Source organism: Pseudomonas sp. 10S5 (assembly GCF_035019745.1).
In the GTDB taxonomy this organism is placed as follows: Bacteria; Pseudomonadota; Gammaproteobacteria; order Pseudomonadales; family Pseudomonadaceae; genus Aquipseudomonas.
This window is the reverse complement of record NZ_JASJVL010000006.1, coordinates 47,739-70,566: the sequence shown is the minus strand read 5'-3', so window position 1 is coordinate 70,566 and position 22,828 is coordinate 47,739. Positions and strand designations below refer to the sequence as shown.

Below are 22,828 nucleotides of genomic sequence, written 5' to 3'. Positions count from 1 at the left end.
AATGCGCCGCTTTACGGGGTATGCCCCGAGAGCTTAAACCCACACACGTGTCGACACGATGACCTGGGTGCCCTCAGCTTGAAGCTGTTGGTTGGTCATTGGGATACGTGGAGGCCTAACCCGACTTATCAAGGAACTATCATGTCCCAAGTCAATATGCGCGATATGCTGAAAGCCGGTGTCCACTTCGGTCACCAAACCCGTTACTGGAATCCGAAAATGGGTAAGTACATTTTCGGCGCACGTAACAAGATCCACATCATCAACCTTGAAAAAACACTGCCTATGTTCAACGAAGCTTTGGCTTTTGTTGAAAAACTGGCTTCGGGCAAAAACAAGATTCTGTTTGTCGGCACCAAACGTTCCGCTGGCAAGATCGTCGCTGAAGAAGCTGCCCGTTGCGGTTCGCCGTATGTGGATCACCGCTGGTTAGGCGGCATGCTGACCAACTTCAAAACCATCCGTGCCTCCATCAAGCGTCTTCGTGATCTTGAAATTCAGGCAGAAGACGGCACGTTCACCAAGCTGACCAAGAAAGAGGCGCTGATGCGTACTCGCGATCTGGAAAAGCTGGACCGTAGCCTGGGTGGTATCAAGGACATGGGTGGTCTTCCTGACGCACTGTTCGTCATCGACGTTGATCACGAGCGCATCGCGATCACCGAAGCCAACAAACTGGGTATCCCGGTTATCGGCGTAGTCGACACCAACAGCAGCCCTGAAGGTGTTGACTACATCATCCCAGGTAACGATGACGCGATTCGCGCTATTCAGTTGTACATGGGCTCGATGGCTGATGCAGTTATCCGTGGTCGTAACAATGCTAATGGCGGCACCGACGTATTCGTCGAAGAGGCTCCAGCAGCAGCAGTAGTAGAAGGCTGAGTAGCAAACGCCTAGCGTTTACTCAGTACGCGAAAAGGGGGCTTAGCCCCCTTTTTGCCACCTCGAAAACCCTGTTGGCGCCGCCCGCAGTCATGAGCCGCAGCCAGCAATAGTTTTCAAGAATTTGAACGCCCGTCCGTTCGGGTGGAATGGTTTAAGACCTATCCAAGAGGAATTTTGAAATGGCAGAAGTTACTGCAGCGTTGGTTAAAGAACTGCGCGAGCGCACCGGCGAAGGCATGATGGATTGCAAAAAAGCCTTGACTAAGGCTGACGGCGACATCGAAAAAGCCATCGACGACATGCGCGCATCCGGTGCGATCAAAGCCGCCAAAAAGGCAGGTAACATCGCTGCTGAAGGCTCGATCAGCATCAAGGATGACGGCAAAGCCGCTGTTATCGTTGAAGTCAACTCGCAGACCGACTTCCTCGCTCTACAGGACGACTTCAAGGCGTTCGTCGCTGCCAGTGTAGAAAAAGCATTCACTGACAAACTGACTGACGTTGCTCCACTGATCGCCGCTCAAGAGCCTGATCGTTTGGTACTAGTAGGTAAAGTAGGCGAGAACGTTAACATTCGCCGTCTGGCACGTATTGAAGGTGATGTTGTAGGTTCGTACCTGCACGGCAACAAGATCGGTGTTGTTGTTGCCTTGAAAGGCGGAAGCGTCGAGCTGGCTAAAGACATTGCCATGCATGTTGCTGCGAGTGCTCCCGAGTTCTTGCTGCCTACCGAAGTGTCCGCTGAAGCCATTGAACGCGAGAAAGGTGTGTTCATGACCCTCAACGAAGACAAGATCAAAGGCAAGCCACCTGAAATCGTTGAAAAAATGGTTGCCGGTCGTATCAGCAAGTTCCTCGCTGAAGCCAGCTTGGTCAATCAGCCATTCGTGAAAAACCCTGAGCTGACCGTTGGCGCATTGGCCAAGCAGGGCGGCGCTGAAATCGTTTCCTTTACTCGCTTTGCAGTGGGTGAAGGCATCGAGAAGCCAGTTGACAACTTTGCTGAGGAAGTTGCCGCACAGGTTGCTGCAAGCAAGAAGTAAGGCGGCTTTTAACTGTCGCCAAGAAGAGGCTGCCCGCTTACGCGCGCAGCCTCTTCTTCAAATAGGTAAAACGAATTTGTTTTCCTTGAGGAAGTGGCTTACAAGGCTGCATCCCCTCTGACGCTGTCACAGCGTCAACTAGAGTTAGCACAGGCTGAAAACAGCCCGCACAGAATTTTTTTAAAACGCGGCAGGAGAGATTCGCAATGGCTCAGCAGGGCAGTGGTTATCAGGCTCGCTATAAACGCATTCTACTCAAGCTTAGCGGCGAGGCCCTGATGGGCTCGGAAGAGTTCGGCATCGACCCGAAAGTCCTGGATCGCATGGCCCTTGAAGTTGGCCAGTTAGTTGGTATCGGCGTGCAAGTCGGTCTCGTAATTGGCGGCGGTAACCTTTTCCGTGGGGCGGCCTTAAGTGCTGCCGGTATGGATCGAGTCACAGGGGACCACATGGGCATGCTGGCCACTGTGATGAACGCTTTGGCCATGCGCGATGCGCTGGAACGTGCCAATATTTCAGCCATCGTGATGTCCGCTATTTCTATGGTTGGCGTGACGGATCATTACGATCGTCGCAAAGCCATGCGCCACCTCAATGCCAAAGACGTTGTGATTTTTGCTGCCGGTACCGGTAACCCTTTTTTCACTACCGATTCGGCAGCCTGTCTGCGAGCAATCGAAATTGACGCAGACGTAGTGCTCAAAGCGACTAAGGTCGATGGCGTTTACACTGCAGATCCGTTCAAAGACCCGCATGCCGAGAAGTTCGATCATCTGACCTACGATGAAGTGCTGGATCGTAAGCTGGGCGTGATGGATCTGACGGCCATATGCCTGTGCCGTGACCACAAGATGCCGTTGCGCGTATTTAACATGAATAAGCCCGGCGCCCTGCTGAATATTGTGCACGGCGGCGCTGAGGGAACTCTGATCGAGGAAGGCCAACAATGATCAATGAAATCAAGAAAGATGCCCAAGCCCGTATGCAGAAGAGCCTTGAGTCTCTGGCTCATGCATTCAGTCGTATTCGTACTGGCCAGGCCCACCCAAGTATTCTCGGTGGGGTGATGGTGCCTTACTACGGTGCAGATACTCCGCTGAATCAGGTGGCGAACGTTACGGTCAAAGATTCACGCACCCTGCAAGTCGTTGCGTTTGAACGCAACATGTTGGGAGCCGTTGACAAAGCGATTCAAAGTTCAGGGTTAGGTTTCAACCCAACGAACCTGGGCGAGTTGTTGCTGATCTCCATGCCTGCCCTGACCGAAGAGACCCGCAAGGGTTTCACCAAGCAAGCACGCGATGCAGCGGAAGATGCTCGGGTGGCGGTGCGCAACATTCGTCGAGATTCGCTGAGTCAGTTCAAGGATCTTATTAAAGAGAAAGAAATCAGCGAAGACGAAGAACGTCGTGCCGCTGATGACATCCAAAAGTTGACCGACAAGTTTGTGGCGGATATCGAAACCGCTGTGAAACAAAAAGAAGCGGACCTGATGGCCGTATAAAGGGTCAGTGCGTTTTTATGGATAAGACCAAACAGGCTTTACTGTCATCGATACCGCGACATGTCGCGATTATCATGGATGGTAATAATCGTTGGGCGAAGAAGCGTCTTTTACCCGGTATCGCCGGGCACAAAGCTGGCGTAGACGCCGTTCGTGCGGTCATTGAGGTTTGCGCTGAAGCCAAGGTCGAAGTATTGACCTTGTTCGCTTTTTCCAGTGAGAACTGGCAGCGCCCGGCCGAAGAAGTCGGGGCTTTGATGGAGCTTTTTTTCACCGCCTTGCGCCGTGAGACACGGCGCCTGAACGATAACTCCATCAGCCTGCGAATTATCGGAGATCGTTCTCGGTTCCACCCCGAGCTGCAGGCTGCTATGCGCGAAGCTGAATTGCAGACTGCCGGCAACGATCGTTTTGTGCTGCAAATTGCGGCCAATTACGGTGGGCAATGGGATATCGCTCAGGCGGCGCAGCGCCTTGCTCGCGAGGTTCAAGCCGGGCATCTTCAGCCGCAAGACATCACGCCGGAACTGTTGCAAACCTGTTTGGCAACCGGCGATTTGCCGTTGCCGGATTTATGCATCCGTACCGGTGGCGAACATCGCATCAGCAATTTTTTACTTTGGCAGCTTGCCTACTCAGAACTGTATTTCTCCGACCTGTTTTGGCCGGACTTCAAGCACGATGCCATGCGCACGGCACTGGCAGATTTTGCTTCCCGCCAACGTCGCTTCGGTAAAACGAGTGAGCAAATAGAAGCTGGAGCCCGGGCTTAATGTTGAAACAACGAATAATCACAGCGCTGATCCTATTGCCTATTGCCTTGTTTGGCTTTTTTCTCCTCGAAGGTACGAGTTTTGCGGTGTTCATCGGTGTGGTTGTGACACTGGGTGCTTGGGAATGGGCACGTTTGGCAGGGTTTACCGCTCAGGTCGCTCGAATCATTTACGCGGCTTTGATCGCTGCATTGTTATGGCTTATGTACGTATTGCCGGATCTGGCGCCTTGGGTTCTGGGTGCTGCAGTTCTATGGTGGCTATTGGCAACGTTCCTTGTGTTGACCTTCCCTGAGACCAGTCGTCATTGGTCTAGCGCGGCCTGCAAGTTGGTGATCGGTTTATTGATACTGCTGCCGGCCTGGCAGGGACTGGTACTGATCAAGCAGTGGGAACTGGGTAACTGGTTGATCCTGTCAGTCATGGTACTGGTCTGGGGCGCAGATATCGGTGCGTATTTTTCAGGCAAGGCCTTCGGCAAGCGCAAGCTAGCGGCGAAAGTCAGCCCAGGCAAGAGTTGGGAGGGATTGTTTGGCGGCTTACTTGCCAGTTTATTGATCACCACTGTCGTTGGTATCTTTCGCGGTTGGTCCGGCTCGCAGTTTGCCCTTGGTTTGCTTGGCGCTGCCGTAGTGGTACTGATTTCGGTGGTCGGTGATTTGACCGAAAGCATGTTCAAGCGTCAGTCCGGGGTCAAAGACAGCAGTAACCTGCTTCCCGGCCACGGCGGGGTACTGGATCGAATTGACAGTTTGACGGCCGCTATTCCAGTTTTTGCGGTGCTGCTCTGGTCCGCTAACTGGGGTGTGATGTGAAAAAGCTTCAACAGATCACCGTGCTGGGTGCCACCGGCTCGGTGGGCCTTAGCACGCTGGACGTTATTGCTCGCCATCCGGATCTCTATCAGGTGTTCGCTCTAACAGGCTTCAGCCGATTGAAAGAGCTGCTTGCGCTGTGCGTGCTCCATTCTCCACGGTTTGCTGTGGTCCCGCAGTTGCACTTGGCACGCGGGCTACAGGATGCCTTAGCGGCAGCTGGTCTCGATACACGAGTGCTGGTGGGAGAGGATGGTCTCTGTGAGGTCGCAGCTCACCCACAAGTTGATACGGTGCTGGCAGCCATTGTTGGCGCAGCTGGGTTGCGTCCGACGTTGGCAGCGGTAGAGACGGGCAAGAAGGTTTTACTCGCTAACAAAGAAGCCTTGGTTATGTCTGGTGCTCTGTTCATGCAGGCGGTGCGTCGTAGCGGCGCCGTGCTGTTGCCGATAGACAGTGAACACAACGCTATTTTTCAATGCTTGCCTGCTGACTGTTCCAGTGGTTTGGGCGCGGTCGGCGTACGCCGTATCCTACTGACCGCATCTGGTGGTCCTTTTCGTGAAACGCCTCTGGCAGAGCTGATGAGCGTTTCACCTGAGCAGGCGTGTGCTCATCCAAATTGGTCGATGGGGCGCAAGATTTCTGTAGACTCCGCAACCATGATGAACAAAGGGCTCGAATTGATTGAGGCCTGTTGGTTGTTCGATGCCCGGCCTAGCCAGATTGAAGTAGTGATCCATCCGCAAAGTGTCATCCACTCCATGGTTGATTATGTGGATGGTTCGGTGTTGGCTCAGTTGGGCAACCCTGACATGCGCACGCCGATTGCCCATGCTTTGGCTTGGCCGCAGCGGATTGATTCAGGTGTGGCGCCGCTTAATCTATTCAGCATCGCGCGTTTGGATTTTCAAGCGCCGGATGAAGATCGATTTCCGTGTCTTCGTTTAGCCAGGCAAGCGGCAGATGCCGGTAATAGCGCGCCGGCTGTGCTAAACGCAGCCAATGAAGTTGCAGTGGAAGCATTTCTTGATCGACGCATCCGCTACCCCGAGATCGCGAGTATCATTGACGAGGTTTTGAATCTTGAACCCGTCATCGCAGTTTCAGAATTGGATGAAGTGTTCGAGATTAATTCGAAAGCTCGCGCTTTGGCTGAGCATTGGCTCACTCGTAGCGGGCGATAAAGGCAATTGGCTACAGGTACAGTTCGGCACGGAGGAAGTTGATGAGCGCGCTCTATATGATTGTTGGCACCCTGGTCGCACTAGGCGTGCTGGTGACCTTTCACGAATTTGGCCACTTTTGGGTAGCCCGGCGTTGTGGCGTCAAAGTTTTGCGTTTCTCGGTAGGATTTGGCATGCCGCTTCTTCGTTGGCATGACCGTAAAGGCACTGAATATGTGTTAGCTGCCATTCCCTTGGGCGGCTATGTAAAAATGCTCGATGAGCGCGAAGGCGAAGTGCCCCCGGATTTAGTCCACCAATCGTTCAATCGTAAAACCGTTTATCAGCGTATTGCCATCGTTATTGCCGGGCCGGCTGCGAACTTTTTGTTGGCTATTGTGTTTTTCTGGTTTTTGGCAATGCTTGGTAGCCAGCAAGTACGTCCGGTCATCGGCGGGGTTGAGTCAGGCAGTCTTGCGGACAAAGCTGGTTTGAGTTCGGGGCAAGAAATCGTTGCGGTCGATGGCGAGCCGACCTCGGGCTGGGCTGCCGTTAATCTACAGCTGGTGCGGCGCCTGGGTGAAAGCGGAGTTATCGCTTTGCAAGTACACGAGCAGGGCTCGACCGTTGATTCTCCGCACCAATTGACGCTAAATAATTGGCTTAAAGGTGCCGATGAGCCGGACCCGATTCGTTCGTTGGGTATTCGACCTTGGCGTCCAGCGTTGGCGCCGGTGTTGGCGGAGTTGGATCCGAAAGGCCCGGCGCAAGCCGCTGGTCTGAAGACTGGCGACCTTCTCCTGGCGATCGACGAGCAACCTGTGAGTGATTGGCAGCAAGTGGTTGATTCGGTTCGTCTGAAACCGGAGGGAAAGATTTCCCTGCGTATTGAACGTGATGGTGCGCAATTAGAACTACCTGTGACGCTGGCTACTAAAGGCGACGGTAAGGCTACGACCGGCTATCTCGGGGCTGGCGTCAAAGGTGTCGATTGGCCACCGGAGATGTTGCGTGAGGTTAGATTCGGGCCTGTGGCCGCTATTGGTGAGGGCGTCAGGCGCACTTGGACCATGAGCGTGTTGACCCTTGATTCGCTGAGAAAAATGTTGTTCGGCGAGCTATCTGTAAAAAACTTGAGCGGACCGATAACCATTGCTAAAGTGGCGGGCGCTTCGGCCCAGTCGGGGGTAGGTGATTTTATAAATTTCCTCGCCTATCTGAGCATTAGCCTAGGGGTTCTCAATTTGTTGCCTATTCCAGTATTGGATGGGGGGCATCTATTGTTCTACCTGGTCGAGTGGGCGCGGGGTCGCCCATTGTCTGATCGGGTGCAGGGTTGGGGGGTTCAGATCGGGATTAGCTTAGTGGTCGGGGTAATGCTACTCGCCTTGGTCAACGATCTGGGTCGACTATAAAGCTTCGCTGTGTTGCGAATCTGCCGCATTTTGCGGCAGTTTGTTTATTGCCAGTTGGAATAAGAAAGGACTTCATGAAACGTCTGCTGCTAACTGCGGTTCTTGCCGTACTGATGATCGCCGAAGTTCACGCCGAGTCCTTCACTATCTCCGATATCCGTGTCAATGGCCTCCAGCGGGTCTCCGCTGGCAGCGTCTTTGGCGCCTTGCCGCTGAACGTCGGCGAGTCTGCGGATGATCGTCGTCTGGTGGATGCTACTCGTGCGTTGTTCAAAACCGGGTTCTTTCAAGATATCCAACTGGGCCGTGACGGCAATGTTCTGGTCATCACGGTGGTCGAGCGGCCGTCTGTTTCGAGTATCGAAATCGACGGCAACAAGGCGATTACCACTGAAGACCTGATGAAAGGGCTTAAACAGTCCGGTCTGGCCGAAGGAGAAATCTTTCAGCGTGCGACGCTTGAGGGCGTACGTAACGAACTACAACGTCAATACGTTGCCCAGGGTCGTTACTCGGCAGAAGTTTCTACCGAAGTCGTACCTCAACCTCGTAACCGAGTGGGCCTGAAGATCAACATCAATGAAGGCGCGGTTGCTGCGATTCAGCACATCAACGTCGTCGGCAATAGCGTCTTCCCTGACGAAGACTTGATCGGGCTTTTCGAGCTTAAGACTACCAATTGGCTGTCATTCTTCAAAAACGACGACAAATACGCTAGGGAAAAGCTTTCTGGCGACTTGGAGCGTCTGCGTTCGTATTATCTCGATCGCGGCTATATCAATATGGATATCGCTTCGACGCAGGTTTCTATCACGCCTGACAAAAAGAGCGTGTACATCACGGTTAACGTGAACGAAGGCGAAAAATATACGGTCAAGTCAGTCAAACTGAGCGGTGACCTGAAAGTGCCTGAAGATCAGGTCAAGGCGCTGTTGCTGGTCAAACCTGGTCAGGTGTTCTCGCGCAAGGTCATGACCACAACGTCCGAGCTGATCACTCGTCGCTTGGGTAACGAAGGCTATACGTTCGCTAACGTTAACGGCGTACCGACCCCGAACAACGAAGATCACACCGTCGACATTCTGTTTGCCGTCGATCCAGGCAAGCGAGCTTACGTCAACCGTATCAACTTCCGTGGTAACACCAAATCCGCGGATGAAGTGCTGCGACGTGAAATGCGTCAGATGGAAGGCGGCTGGGCTTCGACCTACCTGATCGACCAATCGAAAACCCGCTTGAATCGCCTCGGCTTCTTTAAAGAAGTAAACGTGGAAACGCCGGCAGTACCGGGCACTGATGATCAAGTTGACGTTAACTACGCCGTTGAAGAGCAGGCTTCCGGCTCAGTGACGGCGAGCGTCGGTTTCGCTCAAAGCGCGGGTTTAATCCTGGGCGGCTCAATCAGTCAGAACAACTTCCTAGGTACAGGCAACAAAGTCAGCATCGGTCTGACGAAAAGCCAATACCAAACACGTTATAACTTCGGTTACGTCAACCCCTATTTCACCCCCGATGGCGTTAGCTTGGGCTATAACGCATTTTATCGCACCACCGACTACAAAAACCTCAGCGTAGATGTCGCCAGCTATGCGGTAGACAGCCTGGGTGCAGGTGTCAGTCTTGGCTACCCAATTGACGAAACGTCGCGTCTGACGTTCGGCTTGACCGTGCAACAGGACGAAATCAAGACGGGTGTTTATACCGTTGACGAGATTTTCGATTTCGTTAACCGGCAGGGCAACAAATACCTTAACTTCAAGGCATCCGCTGGCTGGTCCGAGTCAACCCTAAACAAAGGTGTCTTGGCTACCCGCGGGCATTCTCAAAGTCTGGTCTTTGAAACAACCACGCCAGGCAGCGATCTGTCTTTCTTTAAACTGGATTACCGAGCTCAGTATTTTCACCCGCTGACTGACAACTACACCCTGCGTCTGCACACGGAACTGGGGTATGGCGACGGTTTTGGTTCGACCTCCGGTCTTCCATTCTATGAGAACTACTACGGTGGTGGTTTCAACTCGGTGCGCGGTTTCAAGGACAGCAGTCTCGGTCCTCGCAGCACCCCGAGTCGTGGTGAATCTGTGACCGGCAACGCCGGAACCCAGGTTGATCCAGATGGGAAGGCGCTTCCTTTCGGCGGTAACTTGCTGGTTCAGGGGGGCGTAGAGGTGATGTTCCCTCTGCCATTTATCAAGGATCAGAAGTCGTTGCGTACGTCGCTATTCTGGGACGTAGGTAACGTATTCGATACAAACTGTGGTTCGTCTGGCAGCAACACTATCGCAGCCTCAAATGTGAAAACTAAATGCGACAGCGTCGGCCTCGCTGGCTTGGCAAGTTCTGTCGGTGTAGGCGTCACGTGGGTAACCGCGCTGGGTCCGTTGAGTTTCGCCTTGGCTGTTCCGGTCAAGACACCGAATAACGCAGACACCCAGATTTTCCAATTTTCCCTCGGTCAGACCTTTTAATCGTCTGATCAATGATAATGACAACAGATTTTGTAGGAGTGCATCGTGCGTAAGTTGACCCAACTGGTTCTTTTGGCTACCGCCTTGATAGCGACCCCAGCATTCGCTGAAATGAAAATTGCTGTTCTGAATTATCAAATGGCATTGCTCGAGTCAGACGCTGCAAAGAAATATGCTGTGGATGCCGAGAAGAAATTCGGTCCACAACTGACCAAGCTGAAAAGCCTTGAGAGCAGTGCCAAGGGTATTCAGGATCGCCTTGTTAGCGGCGGTGACAAGATGGCGCAACCTGAGCGCGAGCGCCTTGAGCTTGAATTCAAGCAAAAGGCTCGAGATTTTCAGTTTCAATCCAAAGAGCTTAACGAAGCCAAGGCCGTTGCTGACCGCGAAATGCTCAAGCAATTGAAGCCAAAGCTTGATCAGGCGGTAGAAGAGGTTATCAAGAAAGGAGCCTTTGATCTGGTGTTCGAGCGCGGTGCCGTGATTGATGTCAAACCTCAGTACGACGTCACTCGGCAAGTCATCGAGCGCATGAATCAGCTGAAGTAATCATGACCGTAACCATCAAACTCGGCCAATTGGCCGAGTTCCTCGGCGCCACGTTACGTGGCTCTGCGGATAGGGACATCACCGGGCTAGCCACTTTGCAAGAGGCTGGCCCTGGTCAGGTAAGTTTTTTGGCCAATCCTCAATACCGAAAATTCCTTGCTGTTACCCATGCAGCCGCCCTGTTGCTTAAACCGGCTGATGCAGAGGGTTTTGCAGGTGATGCGTTACTGGTGCCAGATCCTTATCTGGCTTACGCAAAGATATCCCATTTATTCGACCCGAAACCCAAGGCTATGCCGGGGGTTCATTCGTCCGCAGTGATTGCTGCGGATGCTCAGGTTGATCCTACCGCCAGTATCGGTGCGTTCGCCGTTATCGAAAGTGGTGCCCGTATCGCCGCAGACGTAACTGTAGGGGCCCACTGTTTTGTCGGCGTTCGCAGCGAAATAGGCGAAGGCGGGTGGTTAGCACCACGGGTCACGCTCTATCACGATGTACGCATAGGCAAGCGAGTTGTAATTCAGTCTGGCGCAGTACTGGGTGGTGAAGGCTTCGGCTTTGCCAATGACAAAGGCATTTGGCAGAAAATCGCGCAGGTCGGCGGTGTTTTGATCGGTGATGACGTTGAGATCGGCGTAAATACCGCTGTCGATCGGGGTGCCCTGGCCGACACGGTTATCGGCAATGGCGTCAAGCTGGATAACCAGATCCAGATCGCCCATAACGTGCAAGTTGGCGATCACACGGCCATGGCGGCATGTGTCGGAATCTCGGGAAGCACGAAAATTGGTAAGCATTGCACCATTGCCGGCGGTGTAGGCATGGTTGGGCACATCGAAGTCTGTGATGGGGTATTTGTCACGGGGATGACCATGGTGACCCGTTCGATCACCGAACCCGGCGCTTATTCTTCGGGGACTGCGATGCAGCCTGCTGCGGAATGGCGCAAGAGCGCGGCGCGTATTCGTCAGTTGGATGACATGTCGCGGCGCTTGCAGCATCTGGAAAAGGTTGTTGAGGCAGTGACCTCGGGCGGTAAAGCTACATCTGATGGCTGATAACTTTTTTATATCAAGCGTGCACAGCCGATAAACTGCCTCCTTGATTTGCAAGAGGAGTGCCGCGCGTTATCCGCGCACTCCCCATCTTTACTACAGGCTTCCCCCGAAATGATGGACATCAACGAGATTCGCGAATACCTGCCTCACCGTTACCCGTTCCTGCTGGTGGATCGGGTAGTCGAGTTGAATGTCGAGGCCAAAAGCATTCGTGCCTATAAGAATGTCAGCATTAATGAGCCTTTTTTCAACGGTCACTTTCCCCAGCATCCTATTATGCCGGGTGTATTGATCATTGAAGCAATGGCTCAAGCTGCCGGCATCCTTGGTTTTAAAATGCTCGATGTGAAGCCATCCGACGGCACGCTTTATTATTTCGTGGGCTCTGACAAATTGCGGTTCCGGCAGCCAGTCTTGCCCGGCGATCAGTTGATTCTTGAAGCTACGTTTATTAGCTGCAAGCGTCAGATCTGGAAATTTCAATGCCAGGCTTCGGTCGACGGCAAGCCGGTTTGCTCCGCAGAAATCATCTGCGCGGAACGTAAACTATGAGTTTGATTGACTCTCGCGCAATCATCGATCCGACGGCCATTCTGGCCGACGACGTAGAGATCGGCCCTTGGTCGATCGTCGGACCTGGTGTGGAAATTGGCGAGGGTACAATCGTTGGGCCACATGTGATTCTCAAAGGCCCTACGAAGATCGGCAAACACAACCATATCTATCAGTTTTCATCGATAGGTGAGGACACGCCTGATCTCAAATATAAAGGCGAAGAGACGCGCTTGGTCATCGGCGATCACAATGTCATTCGCGAAGGTGTAACAATCCATCGCGGAACTATTCAAGATCGAGCGGAGACCACGTTAGGTGATCACAACTTGATCATGGCCTATGTGCATATCGGCCACGACAGCGTCATCGGCAATCATTGCATTCTGGTCAACAACACTGCGTTGGCGGGTCATGTGCATGTTAATGATTGGGCGATTCTGTCTGGTTTCACGCTTGTGCATCAGTTTTGCCATATCGGTGCCCACAGTTTTTCAGGTATGGGCACCGCGATTGGCAAGGATGTCCCCGCGTTCGTGACTGTGTTCGGCAACCCTGCGCAGGCACGTAGCATGAACTTCGAAGGTATGCGTCGTCGTGGGTTCAGTGAAGAGGCTATCCACGCGCTACGCCGAGCCTACAAAGTTGTCTATCGCCAAAGCCTGACGGTTGATCAGGCTATCGCTGAGCTGGCCGAGCCAGCCGCGCTGTTTCCTGAAGTCGCAGTATTTCTTGAGTCCATTCAAACGTCGACCCGTGGCATAACTCGCTAATGAATTCGTTGATGATCAAGACACTGCGTGTTGCGCTGGTTGCAGGCGAAGCGTCCGGAGATATTCTTGGGGCAGGCTTGATGCGTGCGCTCAAGGCGCGGCACCCCGATGTCGAGTTCATCGGCGTTGGCGGTCCCCTGATGCAGGCCGAGGGTTTAGTGTCTTATTTTCCGATGGAGCGGTTGTCGGTGATGGGGCTGATTGAGGTCCTTGGCCGACTTAAGGAGCTGCTGGCTAAACGTAAGCAACTGATCCAAACGTTGATCAGCGAAAAGCCCGACGTGTTCATCGGCATCGATGCCCCGGACTTCAACCTCACTATCGAACTCAAGTTGCGCCGTGCCGGTATAAAGACCGTGCACTACGTCAGCCCATCGGTATGGGCGTGGCGGCAAAAGCGCGTATTGAAGATCCGCGAAGGCTGCGATTTGATGCTGACGCTGCTACCGTTTGAAGCGCGCTTTTACGAAGAGAAGGGTGTGCCGGTGCGGTTTGTCGGCCACCCATTGGCCGACACCATCCCGCTGGAATCAGATCGTGCGGCTGCTCGTGCAGTATTGGGCTTGCCAGATGGCGTTGTGATTGCGCTGATGCCAGGCAGTCGGGGCGCAGAAGTCGGTAAGCTAGGCGGCCTGTTTTTCGACGCCGCCGAGCGCCTGATGTTACTGCGCCCAGGTATCCGGTTTGTGCTGCCCTGCGCAAGCCCCCAGCGACGCATTCAGATCGAGACCTTGCTGCAAGGACGCGACCTTCCCGTTCTGCTGCTTGATGGTCTGTCGCACCTTGCACTCGCTGCCTGCGATGCGGTGTTGATCGCCTCAGGCACTGCGACACTTGAAGCGCTGCTGTACAAACGACCAATGGTGGTTGCCTATCGTTTGGCACCGATTACCTTTTGGATACTCAAGCGTCTGGTGAAAAGCCCTTACGTCTCGCTGCCTAACCTGCTTGCACAGCGTTTGCTGGTCCCTGAGTTATTACAGGAAGCTGCGACCGCCGAGACCCTCGCGCAAACCTTGCTGCCGTTGCTTGAAAGTGGCGAAGTGCAAACGCAGGGCTTCGATGAGATTCACCGGACCTTACGCCGCGACGCCTCCAATCAGGCCGCCGATGCGGTGCTTGGGTTGTTGGGTCAATCGCCTTCACAGTGAGTTCGTTATAAATGCAAATGGGTTTGGACTTTAATCTGGTCGAAGAACTGGTCGCCGGTGTCGACGAAGTCGGTCGCGGTCCTCTCTGTGGCGCCGTAGTGACGGCCGCTGTGATTCTTGATCCACGCAGACCCATCCTGGGCCTTAACGATTCAAAAAAACTCACCGAAGCTCGTCGGGAAAAACTTTACGACGAGATCTGTGAAAAAGCCCTGTGCTGGTTCATAGCGCGGGCTGAAGTCGAAGAAATCGACGAGCTGAATATTCTCCACGCCACCATGCTGGCGATGAAGCGTGCGGTCGAAGGTTTGATCATTGTCCCTAAGCTGGCGTTGATCGACGGCAATCGCTGCCCTCAACTGTCAGTGCCCAGCGCCTCGGTTATTCAGGGCGACGCGTCGGTACCGGCCATCGCAGCGGCTTCTATCCTGGCCAAAGTCAGCCGGGACCGTGAAATGGCAGCGTTCGAGCTGATTTACCCCGGTTATGGGATGGGTGCTCACAAAGGCTATCCGACCCCCGTTCACCTGGAAGCATTGGCGCGTCTAGGTCCGACACCCATCCACCGACGTTCGTTTGCCCCTGTGCGAGCGGCTTACGAAGCTCAAGCCATGATGCTGCAAAGTCCACTCTCAATATTTGCGCCGGGCTGATGTTTTAACCGAGGCCCGGTAGAATCCGGGCCTTCGTTTTTTGAATTTCGCGCTATAGGATCAACATGCCGGCTTCTTTCGTTCATCTACGCCTGCACACTGAATATTCTCTGGTTGATGGTCTGGTCCGGGTCAAACCGTTGGTCAAGACTTTGGCCGCCATGAATATGCCAGCCGTGGCCGTGACCGATCAGAACAACATGTGTTCGCTGGTCAAATTCTATAAAGCGGCCATGGGCGCGGGTATCAAGCCGATCTGTGGCGCGGATTTGTGGCTGTCCAACAAGGATGCAGACGCCGGGTTGAGCCGAATAAGCCTGTTGGTGATGAATGCCAAAGGTTACCGCAACCTTACCGAATTGATTTCCCGTGGCTTCATCGATGGCCAGCGCAACGGCCAAGTGATCATTGAGCGTGAATGGGTCGCGCAGGCCAGTGAAGGTCTGATCGCATTGTCGGCAGCCAAAGAAGGCGAGATCGGCATGGCCTTGCTCGCTGGAAATCCCGGCGAAGCGGAGCAATTGCTGCGTGATTGGATGGCAGTATTCCCAGACCGTTTTTATGTGGAAGTACAGCGCACTAACCGCCCTAATGACGAAGAACATTTACACGCAGCTGTCGCCTTGGCTGACCGGCTGGGTGCGCCAGTGGTGGCCACCAACGATGTGCGCTTTATCAAGCAGGAAGACTTTGAGGCCCATGAAACCCGGGTTTGTATCGGCGAGGGCCGTGCGCTTGATGACCCACGCCGCTCACATAACTACAGCGATCAGCAATACCTTAAAACGGCAGCGGAAATGGCCGAGCTGTTCAGTGATTTGCCTGAGGCGCTGATAAACACCGTCGAAATTGCCAAGCGTTGCAATATCGAAGTGAAGCTAGGTACGCACTTTCTGCCTAACTTCCCGATTCCTGACGGCCTGACCATGGATGAGTACTTCCGTAAGGTCTCGTTCGATGGTCTTGAAGACCGTCTTTCGGTATTAATGCCAAAGGACACCACCGAGGATTACGACGCCAAGCGTCAGGTGTACGTCGATCGGCTGAATTTCGAGCTGGATATCATTATCCAGATGGGCTTCCCCGGTTACTTTCTGATCGTAATGGACTTCATCCAGTGGGCCAAAAGCAACGGCGTTCCAGTGGGGCCAGGCCGTGGGTCGGGCGCTGGCTCGTTGGTGGCTTACGTTCAGAAGATCACCGACCTTGATCCACTGGAATACGACCTGCTATTTGAACGTTTCTTGAACCCTGAACGGGTATCGATGCCCGACTTCGATGTCGACTTCTGCATGGACGGTCGCGACCGAGTCATCGAGTATGTGGCGCAGAAGTACGGGCGCAATGCGGTTAGCCAGATCATTACTTTCGGTTCAATGGCTGCCAAGGCCGTGATCCGCGACGTTGCCCGGGTCCAGGGCAAGTCTTACGGCCTGGCGGATCGCCTGTCGAAAATGATCCCGTTTGAAGTCGGCATGACCTTGGAGAAAGCCTACGAGCAGGAAGAAACTCTGCGCGATTTCATCAAGATCGATGAAGAGGCCGCCGAAATATGGGAGATGGCCCGCAAGCTTGAAGGCATTGTGCGCAACGTCGGTAAGCACGCTGGCGGCGTTGTTATCGCACCGACCAAGCTGACTGACTTCTCGCCGATTTATTGCGATGAAATGGGTGATGGCCTGGTGACCCAATTCGACAAGGATGACGTCGAGGCTGCCGGGCTGGTGAAGTTTGACTTCCTCGGTCTGCGAACCCTGACCATCATTGACTGGGCACTGAAGACGATCAACCGCGAGCGCGCCAAGGTCGACGAGCTGCCGCTGGATATCGCGTTTATCCCGCTGGATGACAAGGCGACGTACAGCCTGCTGCAAAAGGCCGAAACCACAGCGGTGTTCCAGCTTGAGTCGCGTGGCATGAAAGAGCTAATCAAAAAGCTCAAGCCCGACTGCTTGGAAGATTTGATCGCACTGGTAGCGCTGTTCCGCCCAGGCCCCCTGCAATCAGGCATGGTAGACGACTTCATCAACCGAAAGCATGGCCGCGCAGAGCTATCGTATCCCCATGTTGATTATCAGTACGAGGGCCTCAAACCGGTACTGGCGCCGACATACGGCATCATTTTGTATCAAGAGCAAGTGATGCAGATCGCTCAGGTCATGGCCGGTTATACCCTTGGCGGCGCCGATATGCTGCGTCGAGCTATGGGTAAGAAAAAACCCGAGGAGATGGCCAAACAACGTGGCGGTTTCATTGAGGGCTGTAAAAACAACAACATTGAAGCGGACCTGGCCGGTAACATTTTCGACCTGGTGGAAAAATTCGCTGGTTATGGCTTCAACAAGTCTCACTCGGCCGCCTACGGGTTGGTGTCGTATCAGACCGCATGGCTGAAAACCCACTACCCGGCTCCGTTCATGGCCGCCGTGTTGTCGGCCGATATGCACAACACCGACAAGGTTGTGACCTTGATCGAAGAAGTGCGCAATATGAAGTTGCGCCTCGACGCGCCGGACGTGAACACCTCGGAATACAAGTTCACTGTCAGCGACGACGGCCGGATATTGTACGGACTTGGTGCAATCAAAGGCGTGGGCGAAGGACCGGTAGAAGCGATTACGGAGTCACGTCAGGCCGGGCCCTTCAAGGATTTGTTCGATTTTTGCGCGCGCGTCGACCTCAAACGTATTAATAAACGGACCTTGGACGGCTTGATCCGCAGCGGTGCGCTGGATCGCCTGGGGCCATATTTTGAAGACAATGTAGACGTCAAAACCTACCAGGCTAATCTCGATCGTAATCGTTCGGTGCTGTTGGCGGCGCTGGAAGAAGCAATCCAGGCGGCTGAACAAACTGCGCGCAGTCATGACAGCGGGCACTCGGATCTGTTTGGCGGCTTGTTCGTCGAGCCTGATGCCGACGTTTATGCGAACCATCGAAAAGCCAAAGAGCTGAGCTTGAAAGACCGTTTACGCGGGGAAAAAGAGACCTTGGGTCTGTACCTCACCGGGCACCCTATTGACGAATACGAAGGCGAAATTCGCCGTTTCGCTCGTCAGCGCATCATCGATCTGAAGCCTGCCCGTGACACTCAGACCGTTGCCGGTTTGATCATTGCGTTGCGGGTTATGAAGAATAAAAAGGGCGACAAAATGGGCTTCATTACCCTCGATGACCGTTCGGGGCGAATTGAAGCGTCGCTGTTTGCCGAGGCTTTCCATTCCGCGCAGTCGTTGTTGCAGACCGACGCGATGGTGGTGGTTGAAGGGGAAGTCAGCAATGACGACTTCTCCGGCGGCCTGCGTTTGCGGGCCAAGCGGGTGATGAGTCTTGAGGATGCGCGAACCAATCTTGCAGAAAGCCTGCGGTTAAAAATTCATGCCGACGCGCTCAAGGGTGATCGTCTCAAATGGCTGGGGGAATTGTGCAAGCGTCACCGTGGCGCGTGCCCGATCACACTTGACTACACCGGCATGGGCGCGAAGGCCTTGCTGCAGTTTGGTGAAGCGTGGCGAATCGATCCGGCGGACAGCTTGATTCAAGCGCTGCGTGACCAGTTCGGACGTGAGAACGTCTTCCTGCAATACCGTTGAAATAGTGCATGCCTGTAAATCCGGCCTGCGCTCAACCATAATTTTTAATCTCGACCTGGATGCGCCTGTTCCCGTAAGGTATGGCGCACACGGATCAACCGGCCGGCCCCTTGGCCGTCGACCCAAGACGGATGCCTATGAACCCGAATTTTCTCGATTTCGAACAGCCGATCGCTGACCTTCAAGCCAAGATCGAAGAATTGCGCTTGGTCGGTAATGACAACTCGCTAAACATCGGCGACGAAATTTCCCGTCTGCAAGAGAAGAGCAATACGCTCACCGAAAGCATTTTCGGCAACTTGACCAGTTGGCAGATCGCGCGCATGGCGCGTCATCCACGTCGTCCTTACACCCTGGACTACATCGAGCACATCTTTACTGAGTTCGACGAGCTGCACGGTGATCGGCACTTCTCCGACGACGCTGCCATTGTCGGTGGTGTTGCGCGTCTTGATGACCAGCCAGTAATGATTATCGGCCACCAGAAAGGCCGCGAAGTGCGCGAGAAAGTTCGTCGCAACTTTGGCATGCCACGGCCCGAAGGCTACCGCAAAGCCTGCCGTCTGATGGAAATGGCCGAGCGCTTCAAAATGCCGATCCTGACGTTCATCGATACGCCAGGCGCTTACCCGGGCATCGATGCCGAAGAGCGTAACCAGAGCGAAGCAATTGCCTGGAACTTGCGGGTAATGGCTCGTCTTAAAACGCCGATCATCGCTACCGTGATTGGTGAAGGTGGATCAGGCGGTGCATTGGCCATTGGTGTCTGCGATCAATTGAACATGCTCCAGTACTCGACGTACGCAGTGATTTCGCCGGAAGGCTGTGCCTCGATCCTGTGGAAAACCGCCGAAAAAGCCCCTGATGCGGCTGAAGCCATGGGCATTACGGCAGAGCGTCTCAAAGGTTTGGGCATTGTCGATAAAGTTATTGGCGAACCCTTGGGCGGTGCGCACCGCGACCCGGCGACTGCTGCTGCTTCGATCCGAACGGAATTGAGCAGCCAGTTGGCGATGCTCAAAAAATTCGACACAGACGCGCTGTTGGCTCGTCGTTACGAGCGCCTGATGAGCTACGGTCTCTGATTGCAGCCCCTCAATCCTGTGGGACCGAATTTATTCGGGAAGTGAGCGCACGGTATGTTCGATAGACCGCGTTGTTGTCTTCGCGATTGAATTAGCTCCTACGGGGTTGTGTGCTTTGAAACAACATCTTCACGATCATTTGCTCAATGCCGTAGCTCGCTGGCGCGGCGCTCCCGCATGGCGTATCGCGTTTTCTGGCGGATTAGATTCCACTGTCCTTCTCCACCTTCTGGCCGATCTCGCTACCCGCGAGCCGTTGCCCCCTTTATCCGCCATTCACATTCATCATGGCCTTCAGGCTGCGGCAGACGCGTGGCCGGAACATTGTGCTGTGGTGTGCGGTGCCCTCGGCGTGCCACTGCAGGTGATTCGAATTGATGTGAAGCCGGGCGCCAGCGTCGAACGTGCCGCCCGTGAGGCGCGTTACGCGGCGTTTAACCAGGTGCTGGAAGTAGACGAAGTGTTGTTTACTGCCCAGCACCGTGACGATCAAGCCGAAACGCTGTTATTTCGGTTGCTGCGTGGAGCAGGGGTTCGGGGTTTGTCAGCCATGTCCGAGCAGCGTGCTTTGGGCAAAGGCAGGTTGTTGCGGCCATTGCTTAACGCTTCGCGGGCAGCGCTGGAGGCTTATGCCGCCGAGCACTCGTTGCGCTGGGTGGAAGATCCGAGCAATGCCAACAGCGAGTTCTCTCGAAATTATCTGCGCCGACAGGTCATGCCGTTACTCGTGGGTCGCTGGCCTCAAGCAACAGCTAGCATGGCGAGGGCTGCCGGGCATCTGGCTGAGGCGCAAGGCCTACTCGACGAGGTGGCTGCGCAGGATCTGGCCGAAGCTGATTCGCCCTCGGCGTTTCCTTGGCTTGGGTTGCCGTCGTTGGCCCTGGCACCGCTCAAGCATCTTTCACTACCGCGCCAACGCAACGCGTTGCGTCACTGGCTAGCGGTTCTGACGCGCTTGCCGGACAGTGAGCATTGGGCCGGCTGGGATAGCCTGCGCGATGCTGGTGAAGGTTCTCAGCCTATTTGGCGCTTGGCCGACGGTGAACTGCATCGTGCCGAAGACCGAATCTGGTGGCTGCCTGATACGTGGTTAGTGCCATCGGCCGGCTCATTGGTCTGGCGCGATCCTAAACATCCGCTGACGCTGGCGAACAATGGCTGGCTTAGTTTCAGTGGGGAGGCTCCTGCAGGCGAGTTTCAGGTGCGTTATCGCGAAGGCGGGGAAGTTATGAGATTGCCCGGTCGAGGTCATCGTGATCTCAAGCGACTGCTAAATGAGAGCCGTCTTCCGGTTTTTGTGCGAGGTCGCTTGCCATTGTTGTACTGCTCGGGCCAACTATTGGCCGTCGCCAACTTGCCTGAACTTGACGGAACAGCCCATGGTGACTGGCGATTACACTGGATCGCACCGACGAACGACCAAAGTTTGAGCTGAAAGGCCGTTTCCGGTAGACTACGCTCCCTTCTTGATAGAGCTTCTGTGGATTCTTCTGAATTGACGGAAGTTGCCAATTACCAGGCGGTTTTGCTGGGCGATTCTTAAAAATGTAGCGAGCAACAGACAGGCTTTTTCAGTCTGCCGGTCTCAACGCAGCAATTTTCAGGAGTGCACTGTGAGATTTTTTGGTAATTGCGGGCTTCGGCCTTCATTCGCTTTCCCCGGCGGCTCTGACCGCTTTAACGCAGACTTCTAGGGTTTTTCATGACGCGCTACATCTTCGTCACGGGCGGTGTTGTTTCTTCATTGGGGAAAGGCATTGCTGCAGCTTCATTGGCGGCCATCCTGGAGGCGCGGGGACTTAAGGTCACCATGCTGAAGCTGGACCCCTATATAAACGTGGACCCGGGCACCATGAGCCCATTCCAGCACGGTGAAGTATTCGTCACGCATGACGGCGCTGAAACCGACCTGGACCTGGGCCATTACGAGCGGTTTATCCGCACTACCATGACCCAGAACAACAACTTCACCACTGGCCGTGTTTACGAACACGTCCTGCGCAAAGAGCGCCGCGGTGATTATCTGGGCGCAACCATCCAGGTGATCCCGCACATCACCGACGAAATCAAACGCCGGATCATCAAAGGCGCTGGCGATGCTGACGTCGCCATGGTCGAGATCGGTGGCACCGTAGGCGACATTGAATCGCAGCCGTTCCTGGAAGCTATCCGCCAATTGCGCGTTGAAGTAGGTGCCAAACGCGCCATGTTGATTCACTTGACGCTGGTGCCTTATATCGCCACTGCCGGTGAAACCAAGACCAAGCCTACTCAACACTCGGTAAAAGAGTTGCGTTCCATTGGTCTGCAGCCTGATGTATTGATTTGCCGCTCCGATCACCCCATCGACATTTCCTCACGTCGCAAAATCGCATTGTTCACCAATGTCGAAGAGCGCGCGGTTATCTCCCTGGAAGACGTCGACACCATCTACAAGATCCCGGCTGTGCTGCACGCCCAGGGTCTGGATGATTTCGTCGTTGAGCGTTTTGGCCTGCAATGTGGCGGCGCTGATCTGTCCGAGTGGGAAAAAGTGGTCGACGCCAAGCTCCATCCTGAGCATGAAGTCACCATCGCCATGGTCGGCAAATACATGGAGTTGCTCGACGCTTACAAATCGCTGATCGAAGCGATGAGTCACGCCGGCATCACCAATCGCACCAAGGTCAATCTGCGCTACATCGATTCCGAAGACATCGAAAACCAAGGCACCGCCTTGCTTGAAGGTTGCGACGCGATTCTGGTGCCGGGCGGCTTCGGTCTGCGCGGTGTTGAGGGCAAGATCACTGCCGTGCAGTTTGCTCGCGAAAATAAAGTGCCTTACTTGGGTATCTGCCTGGGTATGCAAGTGGCCGTGATCGAGTTCGCACGTAATGTGCTGGGCTGGAAAGACGCTAACTCCACTGAATTTGATCGCACCAGCGGCCACCCGGTTGTCGGTTTGATCACCGAGTGGGAAGACGCTACCGGCGCCGTTGAAGTGCGTAATGAGACGTCTGATCTGGGCGGCACCATGCGTCTGGGTGCGCAGGATTGCCAACTTGAACGCGGTTCGCTGGTTCACGATTGTTATGCCAAAGACGTTATCGTTGAGCGTCATCGCCATCGTTACGAAGTGAACAACAACCTGCTGCCGAGCTTGATGGAAGCTGGTCTGAAAATTTCCGGACGTTCTGGTGACGGCGCGTTGGTTGAAGTGATTGAAGCGCCGGATCATCCATGGTTCGTGGCGTGCCAGTTCCACCCTGAATTCACCTCGACACCCCGCGACGGCCATCCGTTGTTCAGTGGTTTCGTGAAGGCGGCACTGACCCAACACCAGAAGAAGGCCTGAGCCGGGAT

The 22,828-nt window shown here is 54.3% G+C and carries 19 protein-coding genes; all 19 read left to right on the top strand.

Going from position 1 to position 22,828, the window contains the following annotated elements:
- Positions 1-141: 141 nt before the first annotated feature.
- The 19 genes from rpsB (at position 142) to QN378_RS07870 (ending at position 22,820) form a co-directional block, all read left to right on the top strand.
- Positions 142-885, top strand: a complete 744-nt coding sequence (rpsB, locus tag QN378_RS07960; protein WP_322201686.1) for a 30S ribosomal protein S2 — start codon at positions 142-144, stop codon at positions 883-885.
- 182 nt (positions 886-1,067) lie between these two features.
- A complete protein-coding gene (gene tsf / locus QN378_RS07955) occupies positions 1,068-1,931 on the top strand; it encodes a translation elongation factor Ts (RefSeq protein ID WP_322201688.1) in 864 nt (287 codons plus the stop codon).
- A gap of 206 nt (positions 1,932-2,137) precedes the next feature.
- Complete coding sequence (gene pyrH / locus QN378_RS07950) at positions 2,138-2,881, top strand: UMP kinase (RefSeq protein WP_003440426.1); 744 nt, start codon at positions 2,138-2,140, stop codon at positions 2,879-2,881.
- Positions 2,878-3,435 carry a ribosome recycling factor gene (gene frr / locus QN378_RS07945; RefSeq protein WP_322201690.1) on the top strand — a complete coding sequence of 186 codons (558 nt, stop codon included), beginning with the start codon at positions 2,878-2,880 and terminating at the stop codon, positions 3,433-3,435. The genes pyrH and frr overlap by 4 nt, the downstream gene beginning before the upstream one ends.
- A 17-nt stretch (positions 3,436-3,452) precedes the next feature.
- Positions 3,453-4,208: a polyprenyl diphosphate synthase gene (gene uppS, locus QN378_RS07940; RefSeq protein ID WP_322201692.1), complete on the top strand. Its 756-nt coding sequence runs from the start codon at positions 3,453-3,455 to the stop codon at positions 4,206-4,208.
- Positions 4,208-5,023, top strand: coding sequence for a phosphatidate cytidylyltransferase (locus tag QN378_RS07935; protein ID WP_323549424.1), 816 nt, complete (start codon positions 4,208-4,210; stop codon positions 5,021-5,023). The genes uppS and QN378_RS07935 overlap by 1 nt, the downstream gene beginning before the upstream one ends.
- The gene (ispC, locus tag QN378_RS07930; protein ID WP_323549425.1) at positions 5,020-6,210 is read left to right on the top strand and encodes a 1-deoxy-D-xylulose-5-phosphate reductoisomerase; all 1,191 of its coding nucleotides are present in this window, start codon (positions 5,020-5,022) and stop codon (positions 6,208-6,210) included. Before QN378_RS07935 ends, ispC begins: the two co-directional genes overlap by 4 nt.
- A gap of 41 nt (positions 6,211-6,251) precedes the next feature.
- Complete coding sequence (rseP, locus tag QN378_RS07925) at positions 6,252-7,604, top strand: RIP metalloprotease RseP (protein WP_323549426.1); 1,353 nt, start codon at positions 6,252-6,254, stop codon at positions 7,602-7,604.
- A 74-nt stretch (positions 7,605-7,678) separates the two neighbouring features.
- Positions 7,679-10,072, top strand: a complete 2,394-nt coding sequence (bamA, locus tag QN378_RS07920) for an outer membrane protein assembly factor BamA (protein WP_322201700.1) — start codon at positions 7,679-7,681, stop codon at positions 10,070-10,072.
- A 45-nt stretch (positions 10,073-10,117) separates the two neighbouring features.
- Complete coding sequence (locus tag QN378_RS07915) at positions 10,118-10,621, top strand: OmpH family outer membrane protein (RefSeq protein WP_322201702.1); 504 nt, start codon at positions 10,118-10,120, stop codon at positions 10,619-10,621.
- A gap of 2 nt (positions 10,622-10,623) precedes the next feature.
- Positions 10,624-11,679 (top strand): UDP-3-O-(3-hydroxymyristoyl)glucosamine N-acyltransferase, encoded by a 1,056-nt coding sequence (lpxD, locus tag QN378_RS07910; protein WP_322201704.1) that lies wholly within the window; start codon positions 10,624-10,626, stop codon positions 11,677-11,679.
- Positions 11,680-11,790: 111 nt separating this feature from the next.
- Positions 11,791-12,231 (top strand): 3-hydroxyacyl-ACP dehydratase FabZ, encoded by a 441-nt coding sequence (gene fabZ / locus QN378_RS07905; protein WP_322168082.1) that lies wholly within the window; start codon positions 11,791-11,793, stop codon positions 12,229-12,231.
- Positions 12,228-13,004 (top strand): acyl-ACP--UDP-N-acetylglucosamine O-acyltransferase, encoded by a 777-nt coding sequence (gene lpxA / locus QN378_RS07900; protein WP_322201706.1) that lies wholly within the window; start codon positions 12,228-12,230, stop codon positions 13,002-13,004. Before fabZ ends, lpxA begins: the two co-directional genes overlap by 4 nt.
- Positions 13,005-13,015: 11 nt before the next feature.
- Positions 13,016-14,155, top strand: coding sequence for a lipid-A-disaccharide synthase (gene lpxB, locus QN378_RS07895; RefSeq protein ID WP_322201708.1), 1,140 nt, complete (start codon positions 13,016-13,018; stop codon positions 14,153-14,155).
- An 11-nt stretch (positions 14,156-14,166) separates the two neighbouring features.
- Positions 14,167-14,808: a ribonuclease HII gene (rnhB, locus tag QN378_RS07890; protein ID WP_322201710.1), complete on the top strand. Its 642-nt coding sequence runs from the start codon at positions 14,167-14,169 to the stop codon at positions 14,806-14,808.
- Positions 14,809-14,873: 65 nt separating this feature from the next.
- Positions 14,874-18,401: a DNA polymerase III subunit alpha gene (gene dnaE, locus QN378_RS07885; protein ID WP_323549427.1), complete on the top strand. Its 3,528-nt coding sequence runs from the start codon at positions 14,874-14,876 to the stop codon at positions 18,399-18,401.
- Positions 18,402-18,538: 137 nt separating this feature from the next.
- A complete protein-coding gene (locus QN378_RS07880; protein ID WP_323567413.1) occupies positions 18,539-19,486 on the top strand; it encodes an acetyl-CoA carboxylase carboxyltransferase subunit alpha in 948 nt (315 codons plus the stop codon).
- Positions 19,487-19,601: 115 nt separating this feature from the next.
- Entirely contained in the window at positions 19,602-20,921 is a 1,320-nt protein-coding gene (gene tilS / locus QN378_RS07875) for a tRNA lysidine(34) synthetase TilS (protein ID WP_323550700.1), read from the top strand.
- Positions 20,922-21,188: 267 nt separating this feature from the next.
- Positions 21,189-22,820: a CTP synthase gene (locus tag QN378_RS07870; protein ID WP_322201718.1), complete on the top strand. Its 1,632-nt coding sequence runs from the start codon at positions 21,189-21,191 to the stop codon at positions 22,818-22,820.
- Positions 22,821-22,828: the final 8 nt, after the last annotated feature.

What these genes read in the sequence shown, in the direction of transcription:
- rpsB (WP_322201686.1), top strand. Translation starts at nt 142, where the DNA reads ATGTCCCAAGTCAATATGCGCGATATGCTGAAAGCCGGTGTCCACTTC.
- tsf (WP_322201688.1), top strand. Translation starts at nt 1,068, where the DNA reads ATGGCAGAAGTTACTGCAGCGTTGGTTAAAGAACTGCGCGAGCGCACC.
- pyrH (WP_003440426.1), top strand. Translation starts at nt 2,138, where the DNA reads ATGGCTCAGCAGGGCAGTGGTTATCAGGCTCGCTATAAACGCATTCTA.
- frr (WP_322201690.1), top strand. Translation starts at nt 2,878, where the DNA reads ATGATCAATGAAATCAAGAAAGATGCCCAAGCCCGTATGCAGAAGAGC.
- uppS (WP_322201692.1), top strand. Translation starts at nt 3,453, where the DNA reads ATGGATAAGACCAAACAGGCTTTACTGTCATCGATACCGCGACATGTC.
- QN378_RS07935 (WP_323549424.1), top strand. Translation starts at nt 4,208, where the DNA reads ATGTTGAAACAACGAATAATCACAGCGCTGATCCTATTGCCTATTGCC.
- rseP (WP_323549426.1), top strand. Translation starts at nt 6,252, where the DNA reads ATGAGCGCGCTCTATATGATTGTTGGCACCCTGGTCGCACTAGGCGTG.
- bamA (WP_322201700.1), top strand. Translation starts at nt 7,679, where the DNA reads ATGAAACGTCTGCTGCTAACTGCGGTTCTTGCCGTACTGATGATCGCC.
- lpxD (WP_322201704.1), top strand. Translation starts at nt 10,624, where the DNA reads ATGACCGTAACCATCAAACTCGGCCAATTGGCCGAGTTCCTCGGCGCC.
- fabZ (WP_322168082.1), top strand. Translation starts at nt 11,791, where the DNA reads ATGATGGACATCAACGAGATTCGCGAATACCTGCCTCACCGTTACCCG.
- lpxA (WP_322201706.1), top strand. Translation starts at nt 12,228, where the DNA reads ATGAGTTTGATTGACTCTCGCGCAATCATCGATCCGACGGCCATTCTG.
- lpxB (WP_322201708.1), top strand. Translation starts at nt 13,016, where the DNA reads ATGATCAAGACACTGCGTGTTGCGCTGGTTGCAGGCGAAGCGTCCGGA.
- rnhB (WP_322201710.1), top strand. Translation starts at nt 14,167, where the DNA reads ATGCAAATGGGTTTGGACTTTAATCTGGTCGAAGAACTGGTCGCCGGT.
- dnaE (WP_323549427.1), top strand. Translation starts at nt 14,874, where the DNA reads ATGCCGGCTTCTTTCGTTCATCTACGCCTGCACACTGAATATTCTCTG.
- QN378_RS07880 (WP_323567413.1), top strand. Translation starts at nt 18,539, where the DNA reads ATGAACCCGAATTTTCTCGATTTCGAACAGCCGATCGCTGACCTTCAA.
- QN378_RS07870 (WP_322201718.1), top strand. Translation starts at nt 21,189, where the DNA reads ATGACGCGCTACATCTTCGTCACGGGCGGTGTTGTTTCTTCATTGGGG.